14 protein-coding genes, 1 pseudogene and 1 other annotated feature are annotated in these 15,749 nt (G+C 58.7%); of the genes and pseudogenes, 3 read left to right on the top strand and 12 right to left on the bottom strand.

The window, feature by feature from the left end; all coding sequences use genetic code 11:
• Positions 1-71 precede the first annotated feature (71 nt).
• Complete coding sequence (locus DL899_RS10230; RefSeq protein ID WP_111734263.1) at positions 72-638, bottom strand: LuxR C-terminal-related transcriptional regulator; 567 nt, start codon at positions 636-638, stop codon at positions 72-74.
• 116 nt (positions 639-754) lie between these two features.
• Here DL899_RS10230 and DL899_RS10225 point away from each other — a divergent pair, with 116 nt between their 5' ends.
• Entirely contained in the window at positions 755-1,930 is a 1,176-nt protein-coding gene (locus tag DL899_RS10225; RefSeq protein WP_111734262.1) for a thiolase domain-containing protein, read from the top strand.
• 29 nt (positions 1,931-1,959) lie between these two features.
• Positions 1,960-3,480 carry a class I adenylate-forming enzyme family protein gene (locus DL899_RS10220; RefSeq protein ID WP_111734261.1) on the top strand — a complete coding sequence of 507 codons (1,521 nt, stop codon included), beginning with the start codon at positions 1,960-1,962 and terminating at the stop codon, positions 3,478-3,480.
• Positions 3,481-3,540: 60 nt separating this feature from the next.
• Here the strand turns inward: DL899_RS10220 and DL899_RS10215 are convergent, their stop codons facing one another.
• The 11 genes and pseudogenes from DL899_RS10215 to DL899_RS10165 all read right to left on the bottom strand — a co-directional run.
• Complete coding sequence (locus DL899_RS10215) at positions 3,541-4,323, bottom strand: enoyl-CoA hydratase/isomerase family protein (RefSeq protein WP_111734358.1); 783 nt, start codon at positions 4,321-4,323, stop codon at positions 3,541-3,543.
• 11 nt (positions 4,324-4,334) lie between these two features.
• Positions 4,335-5,111, bottom strand: coding sequence for an enoyl-CoA hydratase/isomerase family protein (locus DL899_RS10210; RefSeq protein ID WP_111734260.1), 777 nt, complete (start codon positions 5,109-5,111; stop codon positions 4,335-4,337).
• A gap of 89 nt (positions 5,112-5,200) precedes the next feature.
• Positions 5,201-6,451: an ABC transporter substrate-binding protein gene (locus DL899_RS10205; RefSeq protein WP_111734259.1), complete on the bottom strand. Its 1,251-nt coding sequence runs from the start codon at positions 6,449-6,451 to the stop codon at positions 5,201-5,203.
• A 96-nt stretch (positions 6,452-6,547) separates the two neighbouring features.
• The gene (locus DL899_RS10200) at positions 6,548-7,786 is read right to left on the bottom strand and encodes an ABC transporter substrate-binding protein (RefSeq protein ID WP_338049655.1); all 1,239 of its coding nucleotides are present in this window, start codon (positions 7,784-7,786) and stop codon (positions 6,548-6,550) included.
• 33 nt (positions 7,787-7,819) lie between these two features.
• On the bottom strand, positions 7,820-8,632 hold the full coding sequence (locus DL899_RS10195; protein ID WP_111734257.1) for an ABC transporter ATP-binding protein: 813 nt from the start codon (positions 8,630-8,632) through the stop codon (positions 7,820-7,822).
• A 12-nt stretch (positions 8,633-8,644) separates the two neighbouring features.
• The gene (locus DL899_RS10190; protein WP_111734256.1) at positions 8,645-9,718 is read right to left on the bottom strand and encodes a branched-chain amino acid ABC transporter permease; all 1,074 of its coding nucleotides are present in this window, start codon (positions 9,716-9,718) and stop codon (positions 8,645-8,647) included.
• Positions 9,719-9,721: 3 nt separating this feature from the next.
• The gene (locus tag DL899_RS10185) at positions 9,722-10,609 is read right to left on the bottom strand and encodes a branched-chain amino acid ABC transporter permease (protein WP_111734255.1); all 888 of its coding nucleotides are present in this window, start codon (positions 10,607-10,609) and stop codon (positions 9,722-9,724) included.
• Positions 10,610-12,529, bottom strand: a complete 1,920-nt coding sequence (locus DL899_RS10180) for an AMP-dependent synthetase/ligase (RefSeq protein WP_239494673.1) — start codon at positions 12,527-12,529, stop codon at positions 10,610-10,612.
• Positions 12,522-13,328, bottom strand: coding sequence for an ABC transporter ATP-binding protein (locus DL899_RS10175; RefSeq protein ID WP_111734253.1), 807 nt, complete (start codon positions 13,326-13,328; stop codon positions 12,522-12,524). Before DL899_RS10175 ends, DL899_RS10180 begins: the two co-directional genes overlap by 8 nt.
• Before the next feature lie 40 nt (positions 13,329-13,368).
• The gene (locus DL899_RS10170; protein ID WP_111734252.1) at positions 13,369-14,223 is read right to left on the bottom strand and encodes an SDR family oxidoreductase; all 855 of its coding nucleotides are present in this window, start codon (positions 14,221-14,223) and stop codon (positions 13,369-13,371) included.
• Between the two features lie 107 nt (positions 14,224-14,330).
• Positions 14,331-15,167 (bottom strand): annotated as a pseudogene (locus DL899_RS10165) (acyl-CoA dehydrogenase family protein); the annotation flags it as partial.
• A 72-nt stretch (positions 15,168-15,239) separates the two neighbouring features.
• Here DL899_RS10165 and DL899_RS10160 point away from each other — a divergent pair.
• Positions 15,240-15,572, top strand: a complete 333-nt coding sequence (locus DL899_RS10160) for a transposase (protein ID WP_162685550.1) — start codon at positions 15,240-15,242, stop codon at positions 15,570-15,572.
• Positions 15,527-15,643: a sequence feature (AL1L pseudoknot), on the top strand. Its footprint overlaps the gene before it by 46 nt.
• Positions 15,644-15,749 lie beyond the last annotated feature (106 nt).

The raw sequence follows: 15,749 nt of genomic DNA, 5'->3' as shown, positions 1-15,749 counted from the left end.
ATGCAGCCCCTCAGACGGCGATAGTCATTCGACGACACCAAGCGCCCTTCTGAGGGGCCTTCTCAGGTCTGTCAGCTTTGCACGATCATTTTTGCGACCAGCTCGGCTGCGTTCTGAACTCCCAGTTTTTTCATGACCGAACTGCGATGGACCTCGACAGTACGTGGCGAAATGCCCATCGCCTGTCCGGTTTCCTTGCTGGTGTAGCCATTGACGATGTAGCGCGCGACTTCACGTTCACGCGGCGTCAGCGTGGCCGAGCATGAAGGGCGACTCTCCAAGTGTTCGAAGGCCCAGACCATGAGGCGGAACGGATCTGTCGGGGTCAGCGTACGCCCCGTTGCGCGGGTCCAGATGATCTCGCCACTGCGACGTTGCATGAAGCGTTCGTCGGTGTACCGGGGCCGCCCTTCCAACCATCGCCGCCACCGCGCGCCGGTCTTTTCGTAATCGACGCTCGATGGATAGAGTATTCGGATCGACTGCCCCTCAAGCTCGTCACGGGACCACCCGAAGATGTCTTCAATCTCTGTATTGACGCGTTGGATTACCCGGTTGGAAATAACCAGGAGACCAATGGGCGCATCCATGAAACCAGTGAAATCCAGATCGGCCTCTGAAATCCGGTCATAATCCATGACGCCCCTCCCCTTGCTGCACCTGCATCTACGTGGAACCTACGTAAATAACTACGTAGTTCTACGAATTGCTGCCACAGGTATTATTGGTAACGATCGGCGCAGGAGGACAACCCATGACAAAAGACATCTTTATCGTTGGCTCCGGTCACACGCGCTTTGGCCGGCTTGATCAGAGCCTTGAGGACCTGATCGTCGAAGCCGCACGCGAGGCCATGGAAGAAGCGCAGACTTCCCCAGCCGAGATTGATGCTGTCTTTCTGGGGCATTTCAATTCAGGCCTGGTGCCTGATGGTTTTGCCTCTTCGCTCATTTTGCAAGCCTACCCGGAATTGCGGTTCAAGCCAGCGACGCGTTGCGAGAATGCCTGTGCCTCCGGTGCGGCGGCGTTCCATGCGGGCTTGAACGCCGTTCGCGCGGGTGGTGCGCGAAACGTTCTGGTTGTTGGGGCCGAGAAGATGACCCACCGATCGACGCGAGATGTCACCAGGGCGCTGGCCGGGGCCGGCTATCAGAACGATACGGTCGAGGCAGGCCTGAGTTTCCCACAGGTCTTTGCCATCGCCGCAAAGGAATACGCCAAACGCCATGGCGACCCTTCGGATGCGATGGCTCGGATCGCCGCGAAAAACCACGAAAACGCGATGAAGAACCCGTTGGCACATATGCACAAGCAAATGCCCTACGAGTTCTGCCGCGAGATCAGCGAAAGCAATCCGTTGATCGCCCCACCACTGCGGCTGAGCGATTGCTCTCTGATTACCGACGGTGCCGCTGCCATTGTACTGAGCGTGGAAGATGCCCATGCACACGATGCCTCTGCCCGTGTCCGGATCGCCGCAGCAGAGCACGTGTCCGATTTTCTGCCGATGCGAAGTCGTGATTTCTTGGCATTCGAAGGCCCGGAGCGCGCCATCCAGACGGCCTTCAAGACCGCCGGCATCACCGCGAACGATCTCGATTTTGCCGAAGTGCATGATTGTTTCACCCCGGCAGAGTTGCTGATCTACGAGGCCATGGGGCTTGCCCCCAAGGGGCAAGGCGCCCGCGCTCTTGAAGAGGGGACGGTCTATGCGTCCGGCAGCACACCGGTGAACCTGTCCGGCGGCCTGAAAGCCAAGGGGCATCCTGTCGGGGCCACCGGCGTTTCCATGCTCGCTCTGGGGTTCCGGCAGTTGACGGGTCGTGCCGGTGACATTCAGCGCGAGGGCGCGGAATGGGGGCTTGCCTTCAACATGGGGGGCACGGCGGTCTCCAACTACGCCACGATCCTGCAGGCTGATCGCGCCTGAGACCAAACGATCCGAGGACAGAAGAAACTATGAACATCGCGAATTGGCTGTATCAGACCGCCTTGTCCTGGCCTAAGCGCCCAGCCGTCTACGAAGGCGACGTGTTGCGCCAGAGCTATGCCGAGCTTCTGCAAGCGGTCTGCAACCGGGCCGCCTGGATGGCCTCCGAACATGGCGTCAAAGCGGGCGACCGAGTTGCGGTCTTCGCCAAGAACGCACCCGAATATATCGAGGTGCTTCACGCCTGCTGGTGGTTGGGCGCCAGCGTTGTGCCGATCAATTGCAAGCTGCATGAACGCGAGGTCGAATGGATCGTGCGGGATTCCGAGGCGACGCTGGCCGTCACCGAAAGCGGCACGCTGTTTGCGGATGAAGATGACATTCCAGAGGCTGCGCTCGCTGCGCCGGTGTCGAAGCGTGAAAGGATCGCGGCGCCCGCAGAAGTCGCGAGAGACGACCTCGCGTGGCTTTTCTATACCTCAGGCACGACAGGCACCCCGAAAGGCGTGATGCTGAGCCACGACAATCTGCTGCACATGACGCTGTGTTACGCGCTTGACGCGAATTCCGCACGCTCCGACGATCACATGCTCTATGCCGCGCCCATGTCTCATGGTGCGGGTCTTTACATGTTCGCCCAAATCCGCGCAGGCGGGCCGCACGTGGTGCCCGCTTCACGCGGATTTGACAGCGAAGAGATCATCGCTCTGGCAAGAAGCCGAGGCAACCTTGTCTTCTTTGCCGCACCGACCATGGTCAAGCGATTGATCGCCGCGTCCAAGGCGCAGGGATATGACGGTGAGGGCATTCGCACCATCGTCTATGGTGGTGGCCCCATGTACGCCAATGACATCGACGAGGCTCTTGCCTGCTACGGCCCGCGTTTCGTTCAGATCTACGGCCAGGGCGAATCGCCGATGACGATATCCGTTCTGCCGCGAGAACTGGTCGCAGACCAATCCCACCCCCGCTGGCAAGCACGGCGCGCATCGGTGGGAATCGCGCAGGGTTCGGTCACTCTCACTGTTCTCGGATCAGACGGGACGCCGGTTCCGCCAGGCCACACCGGAGAGATCTGCGTTCAGGGGCCGACGGTGATGCGTGGCTATTGGAAAAACCCCGAGGCAACCGCACAGACTCTGCGCGATGGCTGGCTTCACACGGGCGATCTTGGCCATCTGGACGAGGACGGATTCCTGTTTCTGACCGATCGCTCGAAGGACGTGATTATCTCGGGGGGGACAAATATCTACCCTCGCGAGGTCGAGGAAGTTCTGCTGCGTCATCCCGCGGTGTTCGAGGTCGCCGTGATTGGAGAACCCGAGCCGGAATGGGGGGAACAGGTGGTTGCCTTTGTCGTCTTCGAGCCGGGGCAAAGCGCAGACGAAACCGAGCTTAAAAGTTGGTGCCGCCAGCAGATCGCGTCGTTCAAGCTGCCGAAACGCTACAAGTTTGTCACCGATCTCCCCAAGAACAGCTACGGGAAGATTTTAAAGACTGACCTCAGAGCGCGTTCGCGTTCTGTCGCTGCGGCGACGCAACCCAAATGACAATCTCGCCGGGTAGAGGATGCCCGGCATCCTTAAGTTCTCGATGTGGCTTCGACCGTCTCAGCGATCCTTGAATTCTGGCTTCCGTTTCTCCGAGAACGCCTTCATGGCCTCGGGAAAGTCATGCGCGCACAGCAAGACACTTTGTGCATCGCGCTCGATGTCCAGCGCCTCCAGATAGCTGCATTCTGCCGCGGCACGCATCACGCGCTTGGTGGTCTGCACCCCGAACATGGGGTGTGCAGCGATCTCGCGCGCGATTTCAAGCGCGCGCGCCTCGACCTGCTCTGCGGGAACGCATTCTTCCACGACGCGCAAATCCTTTGCGGTGCGCCCGTCTATCTCACGACCTGTGAGAACAAGCATCCGCGCCACCCCCGCGCCGGCACGCTGCTGAAGCAGCCAGCTTGAACCTGTGTCGGGACAACCGCCGACACGGGCAAAAACCTCGCACAGTCTTGCATCTTCGGCGGCCACGACGATATCCGCCGAAAGGGCCAGGCTCAGACCGGCACCATAGGCGACCCCGCGGACGGCCGAAATAAGAGGTTTCCGAAAGAGATAGGCAGCGCGTCCGCCATCGTGAACCTTGTCGACCAATTCGGATGTGGCCCTGGCCCCCTTGGCGACTTCGGCCTGAAAACCGACCAGATCCCCGCCGCTGCTGAAATGTTCGTCACCGGTCATGATCACGGTCCGGATCGTATCGTCACATTCGGCTTCGCGCAGATGCGCCACCAATTCCTCGACGAACGCCACGCTGTAAGGGTTGCGTTTTGCAGTCTGAAGAAAACGCAAGATGCCGACGGGGCCCTCCCTGTCCAGGCGCATCAATTCGGTCATGTTCGCCTCCATCAGGTTCCGGTCCACACTGGTGCGCGCTTTTCGGCGAACGCCTTGGGGCCCTCAATCGCATCATTGCTGGCATAGACGACCTCGTGCAGGCGCTTGCCCTCTTCCAGACCTTCTGCGCAGCCCAAATCCATGGTTGCGCGCACGCTCCCCTTCGCTGCGATCACTGACAAGGGCGCACCACTGGCGATACGCGTCGCCAATTGGTGTGCCCGCGCGCGGACAGCATCGGCCGTGTCTTCAAGATAGTTGGTGAACCCGTATTCGTGCAGGCGCTCGATCGGCATCAGATCGCCGGTCAGAACGATTTCCATCAAGATGGGCTGCGGTAGCATCGACAGGGCCGGTGCTGCCCAGGGCGATCCACGACCGATCTTTACTTCGGTGATACCGACCTTGGTCCCTTTGAGACCGATGCGCAGATCGCAATTCAACGTCAGCATCATGCCGCCCGCCATCAGCGACCCCGTCATCGCCGCAATGATGGGTTTCTTGCAGGCGCGCATGGTCTCGTGAAACGGGTCGCGCATCTTGGTCAGAATATCGACGCCCTCGTCCCGCGCGATCTGGGTGGCTTCCTTGAGATCCAGCCCGGCACAGAACACCCCGCAATCGGCCGAAGTCAGAATGGCCACGCGAATGCTGTCATCCGCCTCGATCTTTTCCCAGGCATCCGTCAGCCCATTCGCTGTGGCCACGGACAGCGCGTTCTTGCGCTCGGGTCGGTTGATGCAGACGGTCGCTATGCCGTCTTTGATTGTCACGTCGATAGGGTTCATGCTTCGCACCTCGTCTGGATCGCAAATATTGCAGCTTGAATTCTGTCAGGAACTCCCCCCGCGGCCCGAAAGCCGCGGGGGGTCAACACTCATTCGACGTTGAACTTTCCGGAGCTTTCCTTGATCACTTCCCACACCACGTCAAGGTAGTCGGCGCTCCAGTCGGTCAGCGGAACCCAGGTCTTGCCGTCCCACTGTTCAACCCGCGTCTTGCCACCGCCGCCGTGGTCGCTTTCAGTCACTGTGACCGGGGCCATGACGCCATCGCCATCGAATTCGGAGATCGATTCATAGCCAGCCTTCATGGTCTCGGGCGTCAGCGGCCATCCGTTCTCCTTGATCGCCAGCCGCGCGGCTTCAAATCCGGTCGAATAGATCGCCATTCCGGTGTTGTAGTACACGTCGCGAACCGAGCTTTCGGGACCGCTGCCCTTGCCGTTGGCATAGTAGGTGTCCAGCATTGTCTTGACGATCGGCACTTCCTGACCGCCAGCGACGTTGGTTCCGCGAAGAAGGCCGGCGGCCTCTTCTGCGCCGATGTTTGAGATATCGACTTCGTTCAGCCAGTTGACCGCCAGATAGCGGTCGATCGGGAAGCGGTTGCGGCGCATTTCCTTGGAGGCGACCACATGTCCGCCAGCCAGAAGCCAGCTGATCATATAGTCAGGCTTGTCGCGCCGCACCTTGCTCCATGCGCCGGCCTGATCGGATCCGGGCAGTGGCACAGGATAGAGTTCAAGCTCAAAGCCTTCCTTCTCGGAGAGGGTTTTGAGAATCTCGATCGGCTCCTGACCGAACGGATAATCAAGGTAGATGAACCCGATCTTGGCATCGCTCAGATCACCGCCGAGCTGCCCCTTGATGAAGGCAACGTCGTTTGCCGCCTGTTGCCAATAGGTCGGACCGACCGGGAAGACCCATTCGAACACCTCGCCGTCGACCGCGTCGCCACGGCCCACGAAGGACTGCATCAGAATGTTGCCATCCTTCATCGCCCGCGGCAGAGCTGCGTTCGAGACAGGTGTGGACAGGAAGTTGAAGATGAACACGCCATCGCGCTTCAGCTGCTCGTAACACTCCACACCGCGTTGCGGCTCGTTGCCGTGATCCTTGACGATGATCTCGACCGGATGTCCTTCGATCCCACCGTTCTCGTTGGTGTACATCGCGAGGTCCTGCGCCGCCTGCGCCACCTGGGGCGAAATGAAGGTGTAGGATTTGCTGAGGTCGAAGCACAATCCGAACCGGATCGGCTCCTTGTCCTGCGCGGCGGCCACCGTCGCGCTTGTTGCCAATGCGGTGGCAAGGGCCACCACCTTGATATGTTGTTTAATCTTCATCTTATCTTTCTCCCGTTGATAAAGTGTAGGGCGGCTTTATCGACTTGTGGGCACGCCGCCGCCCCGCGTGACGCCGACCCTTCAGTTACCTGTCCGTCACTGCTCGTATTTCGAGGAACTTTCCTCGACCACATCCCACACGATATCGCTGTATTCCGCGATCCAGTCGGTTTGCGGCACCCAGGTCTCGCCATCCCACATCTCGATGCGCGTCTTGCCACCGCCACCGTGATCTTCTGCTGTCACCGTAATCGGCGCCATCAGGCCGTTTGCATCGAAGTCTTCCAGAGATTCGAGGCCAGCCTTGTAGGAATGTGCCGTAATCGGCAGCCCTTGCAGGTCCGCGGCTTTGCGCGCGGCCTCGAAGATGATCGAATACATCGCCAGACCGGTGTTGTAATAAACGTCCTGCGTATTCACCAACGGACCGGATCCTTGCCCCTTGTCATAGAGTTCGCTTATGATCTCGGTCCGCAAGTCCACGTCCTGACCACCCACGACATTGGTGCCGCGTTTCAGTCCGATGGCCACCTCTGCACCAATATTGGCAATATCCACTTCATTCAGCCAGTTGACCGAAATGTACTTGTCCATCGGAATGCGATTGCGCTGCATCTCTTTCGAAGCGACGACATGGGCACCGCCGAGCATCCACGAGATAACATGATCGGGACTGTCGCGGCGCATTTTCGACCAGGCGCCCGCCTGATCGCTGCCGGGCAGCGGCACGGGGTAGAGCAAAAGCTCGAAGCCCTCTTTTTCCGACAAGGTCTGAAGAATCTCGATCGGCTCCTGCCCGAACGGATAATCGAAATAGATATAGCCGACCTTGACGTTCGAAAGATCGCCATCGTGCAATTGCTTGATATAGCCGATATCGTTGGCCACCTGGCCCCAATAGGTCGGGCCGGCCGGATAGACCCATTCGAAAACCGTGCCGTCCACCGCATCACCACGCCCGACCAGAGACTGCATGAGAATGCGTTCATCCTGCATCGCGCGCGGCAGGATCGCCAGCGACACCGGCGTGGACAGGGTATCGAAAACAAAGACCCCCTCGCGGCTCAGCTTCGAGTAGCATTCGATGCCTCTTTGCGGCTCGTTGCCGTGGTCACGGACGATAACTTCGACCGGTTCGCCACCGATTCCACCCTTCATGTTGATGAGCTTTGCCAAATCCATCGCGGCCTGCGAAACCTGCGGCGTTGCAAAGGTATAGGCCTTGCTAAGGTCGTAGCAGACACCGACCTTGAATGGCTCTGCCAGAGCCTGAGTTCCGGATATCAAGCCGGCCATCAGCGAAATTACAGTTAGTGCTTTGGTAAGTTGTTTCACCTTATCCTCCCTGAGTAATTTCCGTTTAGAGCCTCAGCTCAGCCAACGTTTACGTCGGCTGTAATGCTTGACATTGTGAAAATCGGTGCCTTCACCGCCGCCAAGATAGAATTCCTGGATATCGGAGTTGGATTTGAGGGCTTCTGCCGTGCCGTTCATGACGACGCGACCGTTTTCGATCAGATATCCTTCTGAAACGATCTCCAGAGCGGCCAGAGCGTTCTGTTCCACAAGAAGAACCGACATACCCTCCTCCTGGTTGATTTTTTGAAGGATGCCAAAGATCTCGGCCACCAGGAACGGCGCAAGTCCCAGGCTCGGCTCGTCCAGCATCAGCAGGCTCGGCTGAGTCACCAGCGCGCGGCCGATGGCCAGCATCTGCTGCTCGCCGCCCGACAGATAGCCCGAAAGCGAATTGCGCCGCTCGGCAAGCCGGGGAAAATAGTTGTATATCTTCTCCTTTTCCACGTTCAGCTTCGACCGGGACATTCCCACCGGTGCGGCTGCTGTCAGGTTCTCGTCCGGAGTCAGATGTTCAAAGACACGCCGCCCTTCGATGACGTGACAGATACCCATCGCCACGCGGTTCTGGGCGAGCATCTCGGTGATATCGGTTCCTTGGAACTTGATCTCACCCCGGCTGACGCGTCCACGTTCGGCTTTCAAAAGACCGCTGATCGCTTTCAACGTCGTGCTTTTTCCCGCTCCGTTCGACCCCAGAAGCGCAATCATCTCGCCTTTTGGGACCTGAACCGAAACACCTTTGATCGCGAGCATCACGTTGTCGTACAGCACCTCGACGCTGTTCATCGACAGAATGGGCTCGGCTTCGACCTTTCCTTGCATCGGCTTTCCTCTCTACTTTCTGAGCTGATCGAAGGGCCAGACCATCAGATAGTCCCTGATGTTGCCGTAGAGCTTTCCCAGCCCCAGCGGCTCGATCAGAAGGATTATCACGATCAGCGCGCCATAGACCGCGTGCGGGATATGGGCGAGCGTTTCAACATTGATCTGCATGCCAAGCGACTGGCTTGCTCCCACGACCAGACCGTTCACAAGGCCCGGCACAAGCAGGATCAAGGCAGCGCCGAAATAGGATCCGATGACACTGCCAAGACCGCCGACGATCACCATTGCAAGCACCTGGATCGAAACGTTCACCGAAAACTGCTCCGGCGCGGCCAGAAAGAAGAACGTCGCAACAAGCAACGCGCCGCTAACACCCGCGATAAAGGACGACGTCGCGAAGGCCAGAATCTTGTAGTAGAAACTGTTGACGCCCAGGATTGCGGCGGCAAAGTCTTTTTCCCGCACGGCGACCAGCGCACGCCCAAGCCCGGTGCGCTTGAGATTCAGCATGAAGATTGTCACCAACACGCACCATCCGAAGGCAACATAGTAATAGCCGGTATCAGAGGTGATCTCCTGCCCAAGCAACGCCAGTGTCGGAGATTGGAGCGACGCGTGGGAGCCCCCCGAAATCGCTGGCGAGTGGGACAGAACCCAGTCCATCACGAACTGCATCGCCAGAGTCGTGAGCGCAAGATAGAGACCTTTCACCCGCAACGCGGCAAAGGCGAACACGCTGCCGATCACCGAAGATGAAAGGCCGCCGATGATCAGGGCAAATTCCCAAGGGACCCCGAACCGCGCGGCATGGATCGCCGAATACGCGCCAACGGCCATGACCGCAGCATAGCCCAGGTGAAGCTGGCCGGCCCAACCCGTCACCAGGTTCAGACCAAGGGCGGCGGCCGTCCAGATCAGCCACGGCAGAATGTAACTGTTCAGGTAGAGCGACGGCAGGATGAATGGCGCCGCAAGACCGAACAGGAAGATGAACACAGCCAGATTCCGGTCAGCAGGTACCTTGAAGATACGGCTGTCGGATAGATAGTTGGCGTGGTGAACACCGGAAAGTCGGTAAAACATCTCTTACACCCTTTCGATGTCGTGACGGCCAAACAGTCCGTGCGGACGGATCATGACCGTAAGAATGAGCACGGCGGCGACGATAAGTTCCCGGCTTCCCCCCCCGACAAGCGGATCGAGGAAGTCAGACCCCACGTTTTCTATGATGCCGAGAATGATGCCGGCGACCACTGCCCCCAGGATACTGTCGAGACCACCCAGAACAGCGACCGCAAGACCCTTGAGAAGCAACAGCGACAGGGCCTGATCAACCCCCTGGATCTCGCCCCAGATGACGCCTGCTGCCACGGCAACGACCGACGCCAATGCCCAGGACAACCCGACGCCGCGCTCGACCGAAATCCCGACCGACCAGGACGCCATGTAGTCGTCCGCGATCGCCCGCAATTTGATGCCGATCCGGCTGCGGAAGAACAGCATGAAGGCGATGAAGAGTGCGATCGTCACCCCGGCACCGACGAGATGGATGCGACTGATGAAGATATCGCCGATGAACAACGGTTCATAGCTGACCCCCAACTCCATGGATCGGGACGTCCCGCCCCAGATCGCAAGCGTTGTACCGCGCAGGAAAATGTCGAGACCCAGCGTCAGCATCAGGATCATGACGACCGGGCGGCCGGCAAGGCGGCGCAGAGCAACGCGCTCGATGCCAAATCCCAGGACGAACATGATGACCGCGGCGAGCGGGATGGCGGCCCACAGCGGCAGACCCGCGTCATGCGCCAGAGCAAGAACCACATAGGCCCCGACCATCGTCAGCCCGCCTTGCGCCAGATTGGGCACCGAAGAGGCCTTGTAAATCAGCACGAGGCCGATGGCGAAAAGCGAATACAGAAGGCCGGTCAAGCCGCCGTTGATCGCAAGCTCTGATAAAAAGATCCAGTCCATTTATACCTCCCTGATGGGAAGGCTTCTTTCGACCTTCCCTACTTCCCCAGTCTCGTAAGTCACCTGAGCGCTTACATGGACCTCTGTTGAACCATCGTAGAGTGCCGCGATAACATCGGCATAGCGTTCCTCAACGACCTTGCGACGCAGTTTCCGGGTCCGCGTGATCTCACCATCATCCGGATCGAATTCCTTCGGCAGGCTGACAAAGCGTTGCAGGCGCAACGGCTCGGTGACGACCTTGTTCACCCGCTGAAAAGCCTCGTGCAGCAGCTCGGCGACCTCGTCGCGCTGAGACAAATCGGCATAAGACACGTAAGGAACGCCGTTCACCTCGGCCCAATGGCCTACCGCTTCGAAATCCACGCAGACCATCGCCGTCAATGCATCCAGTCCCGCGCCAAGAACAGCCGCATCCTTGATATACGGGCTGAACTTCAGTCGGTTCTCGATATAGTTCGGGACATAGCGTTCACCCCCGGCCGTATACATGACCTCGGAGATACGCCCCAGAACCACAAGTTGGCCGTTTTCCTCCAGATACCCGGCGTCACCGGTATGCAGCCAGCCGCCCTCGAGGGCCTCGGCGCTCTCTTTCGGCTTGTTGAAATAGCCGTTGAACACGCTGTCCGAGCGCAGCAAAATCTCGCCGCTCTCATCGATTTTCACCTCGACCCCCGGCGCAGCTTTGCCAACGGTGTGAAGCCGCACTTCGTTCGGGGCCTGCATCGCACTGATCGCGCTGATCTCGGTCTGCCCGTAGAACTGGCGCAGCTTGATCCCGAGGGCGCGGTAAAAGACAAAGGTGTCTTCCCCTATCGCCTCGCCGCCGGTGAAGGCATTCTTCAGGCGGCTCATCCCGAACTGGTCCTTGATCGGACCAAAAACGAGCGCCTCGCCCAACAATCTGCCCAACGGCTCCAATGCGCCGCCACTCTCGCCATTCAGCTTGCGTTTTTCGGCGGCAATGGCCCGATCCATGAAGAAATGGTACAACCACTTCTTCAAAGGGGTTGAATCCTCCATCCCGACCTGGATCGTCGTTAGCATCTGGTCCCAGCTTCTGGGTGCCGCCAGATAAAAGCTCGGTGCGATTTCGCGCATGTCCCGTACGACCGTTTCCTGCCGCTCCGGCACGTTCACGGTGAACCGGTACAAAAGCGCCGCCGCTACCGTAATGGCGTAATCCCCGACCCAGGCCATCGGGAGATAGGCAAGGATTTCCTCATTCTCTCCGTATGCGCCCGCTTCATGGCCGTTCCTAGCTGCGGCCAGAACGTTCTTCTGGCTCAGAACGACACCTTTCGGCTTGCCGGTTGTTCCCGACGAATGCAGGAAAATCGCCGGATCGTCGGGTTGGGTCCTGTTCAGAAGCTCCTCGCGGCGGCGCGGATCTTCGTTGAGATCGTGTCGGCCGACTTCGATCAGGTGATCCCATGACATAAGACCATCGTCTTCGTAGAATCCGAGCCCTCGCGTCTCATCGTATATGATATGTGCGATGCCGCTCGCGCCCGCGGTCCGCACCTCAAGGATCTTGTCGACCTGCTCCTGATCTTCGGCGATGGCCGCAACGATTTCGACTTCGCCAAGGAAATGCTGAAGCTCTTCAAGCGTCGCGCCCGGATAGGCCGGCATTGCGTAGGCCCCAAGCAGCGAAGTCGCAAGCATGCCTCCGTAAAGTCGCGCACGGTTGTCGCCCAGAATGAGCACCGCCTTGCCCGGCGTGACACCGATTTTCTCAAGACCGGCCGCGCAGGCCAAAATCTCTTCGACGTACTCCGCCCAGGTGCTTTCTTTCCAGATTCCGCGCTCTTTCTCGCGAATCGCGATACTCGACCCGTGGCTTGATGCGTTGCGCGCCAGCAACGTTCCGATCGTCTCGCTGGCCGAGAATTGCGATGTTGCCGCTTCAGCCATGCGCCCCTCCAACATATGCCTCGATGACCCTTGGGTCCTTTACAACTTCCTTCGGAATGCCGCTGGCGATCATTTCGCCGTAGTTCAATGCTAGCATCCGATCACAAATGCCGATGATCACATCCATATGATGCTCGATCAGCAAAACACTGACGCCACGTTCGGCCCGCGCGTCCAGAATAAAGCGGGACATGTACCCCTTCTCCTCCTGGTTCATGCCCGCCATCGGCTCGTCAAGGATCAGCATTTGCGGCTCTGCCACCAGCGCGCGCGCAAGCTCGACCCGTTTCTTCAGGCCAATCGGAAGACCATCAACCAGCTCGTGCCGAATGCTCTCGAGCTGCAGAAACTCGATCACTTCCTCGACGATTTTTCGGTTCTCGATTTCTTCACGCTGTGCGGCCCACCAGTAGAGCGCCGTTTGGAAAACGCCCGGTTTCATGTGGATGTGTCTCCCGAGCAGGACGTTATCGAGAACGCTCATCCCGTTGAACAGGGCGAGGTTCTGAAACGTTCGGGCGATCCCGAGCTTTGCAACCTTGTGGGGTGCCGTGCCCGTGATGTCTTTTCCTGCCAGCCGGACAGTGCCGGTGTTCGGAGGGTAAAATCCGGTGATCGCGTTCGTAAGCGTTGTCTTGCCGCTGCCATTTGGCCCCACGAGGCCAAAGATTTCCTTTGGTCGAATGACGAAATCCACGCCTGTGACAGCCACGATGCCGCCAAACCTCCGCTCGATCCCGTTACACTCCAGTATCGCTCCGTCACCGGTGCCGATTTCTGATTTGCTATTCGTTTTCATTTGGCTCCTGTTGCCCCCCCCACTAGGTTCGTAGCTTGTGTCAGGAAATTCGGAAGTAATCCGGTCGCCCTGTTGGCCAGGGATCACCCCACATCTGTTGCCCACCATCGATGTTCAGAACTTCACCTGTAATGAATTTGCCCGAACTGGCTGCCATGTAGACAACGCCTTCGGCGACATCCCATTCGTCACCGGCGTGCCGCATCGGGTTCGAATCCTGAAAGGTTGCCGCGCCATCATCGGGATAGTTCCCGAAACCGTTGCTTTCGCAGCATCCCGGCGCAACACAGTTCACGCGGATCCCATGCGGCGCCCATTCCACAGCGACCGACTTGGACAGGTAAATCACCCCTGCCCGGGCCGCACAGGTATGCGCGATACCGGGCATACCGCGCCAGATGTCGGCCACGATGTTCACGATTGAACCCGGTTGCTTGTTCTCAACCCAGTGGCGCGCAGTGGATTGCATCATCCACCAGGTGCCGTTGAGGTTGGTGTCGATGACGGCGTTCCAGCCCTTCGCGGTAAAATCCAGAGCGGCCTGTGGAAACTGCCCCCCTGCATTGTTCACCAGGACGTCAATCGAACCGAATTCCTGATTTACCCTGGTGACGAATTCCTCGACCTGTTCGGGATCCCGAATGGTCATGGGCATGGCAAAGACCTTGGCGCCCAGACTTTCGAGAAACCCCTTGGCCGAAGCCAGCTTTTCCTCGTTGCGTCCATTGATCGCAAGGTTTGCGCCCAGCTTGGCAAACAGGGCCGCAATTGCCAGCCCCAGGCCACCGCCTGCGCCGGTAACAACGACGCATTTGCCGGCGAACAAATCGCTTGCATAAACAGTAGAACGTGTTTCCAAGTCTTCTCGCGAAGACCCGAATTGCGCCTCACTCATGACGCCTCCTCCCTATTGTCCTCATTCGAGGTTATTCACGTAATCTAACGCGTGTTAGAAAATTAATCAAGACAAGAATACTCACCATTTCGACACGTCGCTTTAACCTAGTAAGACTTTGGAAGTCCGAGAGCTTTTTCAGCTATGAACGACAACAGCATCTGCGGCGTCACCGGTACGATTCGGAAAAGCAGGGCCTCTCGAACCAGTCGCTCGACATGATATTCCTTGGCATATCCGAATCTGCCAAAAGCCATCTGCGCCGCCTCGGTCGCCTCAACCGCGGCATCGGCAGCCAATAGCTTGGCTGCGTTCGCCTCTACGCCGCACGCCTCTCCCGAATCGTAAAGAGCTGCGGCATGCATCACCATGAGATTGACCGCTTCCACCCGCGCCCAGGCCCGGGCCAGCGGATGCTGAACCCCCTGATTCTGACCAATTGGCCGGTTGAAAACCACGCGCTCGTTGGCGTATTGCGCCGCGCGTGTCAGAGCGTTGCGTGCAATGCCAATGCATTCCCCGGCCACGAGGATGCGTTCCGGGTTCAAACCGTACAGGATTTGTCGAAAGCCTTTGCCCTCTTCTCCGATCAGGTCTTCGGCCGGAATCGGCAGCCCGTCGATGAAAACCTCGTTCGAATCGACCGCCTTGCGCCCCATCTTTTCGATCTCGCGCACATCCACGAAATCGCGGTCAAGATCCGTATAGAACAGGCTTAACCCCTCGGTCGGATTCGTTACATCCTCAAGCGGTGTCGTTCTTGCAAGAAGCAGCATCTTGTGCGCGACCTGCGCCGTCGAAATCCAGACTTTCTGGCCATGCACGATATACCGGTCACCCTGCCGCACCGCCATGGTCTTTAATTTGGTTGTATCCAGTCCGGTCGTCGGCTCGGTCACGGCGAAACAGGCCTTTTCATCACCGGCGATCAGGGGGGACAGCATTCAGGCGTGCTGTGCATCTGACTGAACCGCCCCGGGTTTACCGGAGAGTAAAACTCTCAAAGGATGAGCCCTATGACGAAGAGACGATTCACCCCCGCCTATCCGGCTGAACTTCGCGAACGCGGTGTTCGGCTGTTTCGAGAGAACCGTGCAGATTACACCAGCGATACGGCAGCCTACCGCGCGATTGCACCGAAGCTGGGTTGTTCGCCGGACAGTCTGCGCTCCTGGTGCCAACAGGCCGAACGCGATGCCGGGCAACGGGCCGGGCTGACGAGCGCCGAGAAGGACAGGATCAAGGAATTGGAGCGGGAGAACCGTGAACTTCGCACCGCTAATGAGATCCTGAAGAAAGCATCTGCGTATTTCGCCCAGGCGGAGTTCGACCGCCCGTTCCGCAAATGATCACGTTGATTGATGATCACCGTTGTGTCCATGGTGTCGGGCCGATCTGACGGGTTCTGGGGATCGCACCATCGACCTATTACGCCTTCAAGGCCGTGGAGCGTGATCCGGACCTGGCATCGGATCGAGCCAGACAGGATCGTCAGGACATGGCCGCCATCAAGCAAGCCTTCGATG

Source organism: Roseovarius amoyensis (genome assembly GCF_003260265.1).
Taxonomy (GTDB): domain Bacteria; phylum Pseudomonadota; class Alphaproteobacteria; order Rhodobacterales; family Rhodobacteraceae; genus Roseovarius; species Roseovarius amoyensis.
The sequence above is the reverse complement of the archived record's forward strand: the minus strand, read 5'-3'. Positions and strand labels throughout refer to the sequence as shown.

Excerpts from the sequence above, each read along its gene's own strand:
- DL899_RS10230 (WP_111734263.1), bottom strand. The coding sequence starts at position 638 with ATGGATTATGACCGGATTTCAGAGGCCGATCTGGATTTCACTGGTTTC.
- DL899_RS10225 (WP_111734262.1), top strand. The coding sequence starts at position 755 with ATGACAAAAGACATCTTTATCGTTGGCTCCGGTCACACGCGCTTTGGC.
- DL899_RS10220 (WP_111734261.1), top strand. The coding sequence starts at position 1,960 with ATGAACATCGCGAATTGGCTGTATCAGACCGCCTTGTCCTGGCCTAAG.
- DL899_RS10215 (WP_111734358.1), bottom strand. The coding sequence starts at position 4,323 with ATGACCGAATTGATGCGCCTGGACAGGGAGGGCCCCGTCGGCATCTTG.
- DL899_RS10210 (WP_111734260.1), bottom strand. The coding sequence starts at position 5,111 with ATGAACCCTATCGACGTGACAATCAAAGACGGCATAGCGACCGTCTGC.
- DL899_RS10205 (WP_111734259.1), bottom strand. The coding sequence starts at position 6,451 with ATGAAGATTAAACAACATATCAAGGTGGTGGCCCTTGCCACCGCATTG.
- DL899_RS10195 (WP_111734257.1), bottom strand. The coding sequence starts at position 8,632 with ATGCAAGGAAAGGTCGAAGCCGAGCCCATTCTGTCGATGAACAGCGTC.
- DL899_RS10190 (WP_111734256.1), bottom strand. The coding sequence starts at position 9,718 with ATGTTTTACCGACTTTCCGGTGTTCACCACGCCAACTATCTATCCGAC.
- DL899_RS10185 (WP_111734255.1), bottom strand. The coding sequence starts at position 10,609 with ATGGACTGGATCTTTTTATCAGAGCTTGCGATCAACGGCGGCTTGACC.
- DL899_RS10180 (WP_239494673.1), bottom strand. The coding sequence starts at position 12,529 with ATGGCTGAAGCGGCAACATCGCAATTCTCGGCCAGCGAGACGATCGGA.
- DL899_RS10175 (WP_111734253.1), bottom strand. The coding sequence starts at position 13,328 with ATGAAAACGAATAGCAAATCAGAAATCGGCACCGGTGACGGAGCGATA.
- DL899_RS10170 (WP_111734252.1), bottom strand. The coding sequence starts at position 14,223 with ATGAGTGAGGCGCAATTCGGGTCTTCGCGAGAAGACTTGGAAACACGT.
- DL899_RS10160 (WP_162685550.1), top strand. The coding sequence starts at position 15,240 with ATGACGAAGAGACGATTCACCCCCGCCTATCCGGCTGAACTTCGCGAA.